Source organism: Mesorhizobium sp. M7A.F.Ca.US.002.01.1.1 (assembly GCF_004022955.1).
Classification (GTDB): Bacteria; Pseudomonadota; Alphaproteobacteria; order Rhizobiales; family Rhizobiaceae; genus Mesorhizobium; species Mesorhizobium ciceri.
Window position 1 is genome coordinate 1 of the sequence record NZ_RZQE01000611.1, and the last position, 2,902, is coordinate 2,902.

5 protein-coding genes and 1 tRNA gene are annotated in these 2,902 nt (G+C 60.9%); 3 read left to right on the forward strand and 3 right to left on the reverse strand.

Annotation, left to right across the window (positions count from 1 at the left end; all coding sequences use genetic code 11):
- Positions 1 to 820: LacI family DNA-binding transcriptional regulator (locus EN932_RS32820; protein WP_164890748.1), on the reverse strand; the 820-nt coding region annotated here is incomplete at its 3' end.
- 458 nt (positions 821 to 1,278) lie between these two features.
- Between EN932_RS32820 and EN932_RS32825 the strand changes: the two genes are divergently transcribed.
- The 3 genes from EN932_RS32825 (at position 1,279) to EN932_RS32840 (ending at position 2,225) form a co-directional block, all read left to right on the forward strand.
- A tRNA-Cys gene (locus EN932_RS32825) sits at positions 1,279 to 1,354 on the forward strand.
- A gap of 404 nt (positions 1,355 to 1,758) precedes the next feature.
- Positions 1,759 to 1,950, forward strand: a complete 192-nt coding sequence (locus EN932_RS32835; RefSeq protein ID WP_027160878.1) for a hypothetical protein — start codon at positions 1,759 to 1,761, stop codon at positions 1,948 to 1,950.
- A 53-nt stretch (positions 1,951 to 2,003) separates the two neighbouring features.
- On the forward strand, positions 2,004 to 2,225 hold the full coding sequence (locus tag EN932_RS32840; RefSeq protein ID WP_127367757.1) for a DUF6500 family protein: 222 nt from the start codon (positions 2,004 to 2,006) through the stop codon (positions 2,223 to 2,225).
- Between the two features lie 31 nt (positions 2,226 to 2,256).
- On the opposite strand, the gene EN932_RS32845 is transcribed toward EN932_RS32840, so the two are convergent.
- Complete coding sequence (locus EN932_RS32845; protein ID WP_013530531.1) at positions 2,257 to 2,523, reverse strand: DUF1488 domain-containing protein; 267 nt, start codon at positions 2,521 to 2,523, stop codon at positions 2,257 to 2,259.
- Positions 2,520 to 2,768, reverse strand: a complete 249-nt coding sequence (locus EN932_RS32850; protein WP_013530532.1) for a hypothetical protein — start codon at positions 2,766 to 2,768, stop codon at positions 2,520 to 2,522. Before EN932_RS32850 ends, EN932_RS32845 begins: the two co-directional genes overlap by 4 nt.
- Positions 2,769 to 2,902: the final 134 nt, after the last annotated feature.

Genomic DNA, 2,902 nt, shown 5'->3' on the forward strand with positions numbered 1-2,902 from the left:
CGTCGAGGCCGCGTTCGCGCAGAGCATCGATGACGCCGCGCGCGATCTGGTCGTTGCCGCAGAAGACCGCGTCGGGCCTTTCGCTTTTGCCGTCGAACAGTTGCGCAACCGCCTGGTGACCCCAGGCTTCCGACCAGGAGCCGAGCAGCGGCTCGCTGACCGTCAGGCCGTTTTCGGCGAGCACGTCGCGGTAAGCCTGAACGCGCGCGTGTACCACGGCAAAGCTCGCCGGCCCGGTGACGTGGGCGATGCGCTTGCGGCCAAGCCGGCAAAAATGCTCGACGGCCAGCCGGGCGCCGCCAACATCGTCCGAGACGAAGGCGACGGCGTCGGGGTCGGGCTGCGTGAAGGCATAGATCACCGGGACGCGCAGATTGGAGAGGTCGACGGGCAGATGGCGATCGATGCGCTTGCCAGTGGCGATGATGCCGTCAACGCGCTTGTCGAGCATGGCGTCGACATGCATCTGGCCCAGCCGCGGATCCTCCTCGACATTGCACAGGAACACCGAGACGCCATTGTCGACCAGCGCGTCCGAAATGCCCGACATCAGCGGCAGCGAGAAGCGGCCATAGGTATCGTTGGTGAGCAGGCCGACGGTGAAGCTGCGGCGTCGGAGCAGGCTTTGCGCCAGGCTGTTGGGCCGGAAGCCAAGCCGCCGGGCGGTCTCGCGAATGCGTTCGCGCGTCTCGGCTGTCATCCGGCCCTGGCTGTTGAGCGCCTTGGATGCGGTAGCGACGCTGACTCCGGCCTGCGCGGCCACGTCACGCAAGGTGACTGGCTTGGAAAAGACCGGAACAGGCAGATCGTCCGATGGCATCGCGCCGAGAGTCCTTAGTTGGAAAAAGGTTTTCTCTTACCGATCTGAAAGAGGCCCGGCAGGTGGCCGAGCCCGACTGAAATTGTTTGAGAAAACCTTTTCTCAGCTTAGGCTAGACCAGATTGGATCGCCGTTCAAGGGAAAAGCTGGTTGGGCCTCTGCTCTCTTCCTTCGAATGCAAACGCGGGTTAAAGCAGCGCCGGCAGCACTTAGCTCAGGGGAAGAGCGCCAGTCGCAGTGCTGGAGGCCCTCGGTCGAGACGGGGCGGGCTGCCGCTTGAGGCGTGAAGGATCGCAGCGTGCGCGGGATGCGAGGCCCGGCAAAGGGTTGGCGCTGCCGGGCAGCAAACCTGGCCGCAATATGTGCTGGCGGACGGTCTGAAGATCGTGCCGAAAATTCTGAACAGTCCCTCGGGATTAACCTTTCCGTAAATATTTGGCCGCTACTTCAACAGCCATGGCCTCGTGGCGGAGCGGCTACGCTGGAGACGGCAAATCTCTGAAGCCTCGGTTCGATTCCGAGGCGAGGCCTCCAAAATTTCGCGTCGAACAGCAGTCCCAATCTGCCCCAAGGGCAGTCAGTCCCCACGAATAGATTTGTGCGTTACGAAGGCGGTGCGGACCGGACGTTAAAGCAGTCCTGTCTTGCATTTGGCATGCCGGCACGCGCGAAAAGAGTGGTATGGAAGGGAGTCGAGCGTTCTTGCTTCGCTTTTTCCTGACATTCGAGGCCTTTCGTGCGTGAACCGTCGCTGCTGCCCGTCTTTGGAAAACTTGGCCTCAAGGCTCCTGCTGCCCTGGCGGCGGCACCGGCGCAGGTGTGTCGCACCTGCGGAAGCTTCTGGCCGTGCATGGCGGCATGGTGCTGAAACTGTCGGTCGTCGCCTGGACGGTGCTGATCCTGGGCGCCGTGTTTTTCACGATGCAAGGCTGACCGGCATGGCCAACCGCTACACGCTGCGTATGGAGCTTCCCCAGAGCTGGAGCATCATCGATGTCTTCACCGGCCAGCCTGCGGTGGTCCGGCAAAAGGTGATGGTCGGGATGGGGCCGCGCGAGGCCGAGGACATGGTCGTGCAGATGAATGTCCGCGATGTCAAACGCCGCGAACGGGCCGAGCGCAAGGCCTGATCCGTAGCGGCCCGCCGGCGGAAGCCTGCCGCACCGCAAATCAAGGGATTCCCGTGAGAGCCAGCCTGAAGCAGAAGATACTGGAGGTTTGCGACCGCAAGATCTCCGAGAAGGGGGCCGGCGTCGGCGTGTCGTTCTATGCGTTTTTCGCCAACAGAAACGACAACCCCGAACTCCTGATGGAAGCCGCCGAATGGTGGATCAGAACCCACCGCCTCGACCATTTCGAAAAGGCTGCGAAGATACGCGCGATGGTCGAGGAGATGGATCTTTAATCGTCGTTTTGAGCGACATGCAATGGACTGATCAGCCGAAATCGGACGCCGTCAGCACATACATGCTCTTGTGGGTGCGGTCGTAGGCCTTCGACGCCACTTCGCGGATGGCGCTGCTCTCGGTGTCGAATGTCTGGAGATAACCGGCTTCATCGGCCGCGGTTCCCGGCCGCATCTTGGCCATGGCGTCGGCGGCGACGGAGAACGAGATCTGGAACATGCCGTCATGGCCGACGAAACGGATGCGCTGGCCCGCCTCGTCATAGCTGCGGCTGCGGTTGGGGAAGGTGAGGCTCATGTCTTAGCCTCCGTGACTTTCTTGGTCACCCGCTTCTTCTTCGGCGTCGGATTGAGGGCCTCGGCGACACGATCGGCCTCTTCCTTGGCCAGCCGAAGCTCCCTCAGCCTTGCCGTCTTGATCTCCCTGGCTCTTGCCTCGGACATATATTCGGCGGTCGCCTTGTTTTTCTCCGCTGTCTTCTTCTGCTTGTCGACAAAGCGGGCTTCAGCTTTTTCCATGATCGTCTGATTGCCTTCGGCCATCGAAGAAATCTCCCTTGTGCCTGAAATCGTGAAAGTGAACTTGTCCGATAAATAGGCACTCGATCGGCAAAATTCAATCTTTTGAATTATTTGACATTCTGCGGATATCACGAAACGGCCAGCTGAAATAATAC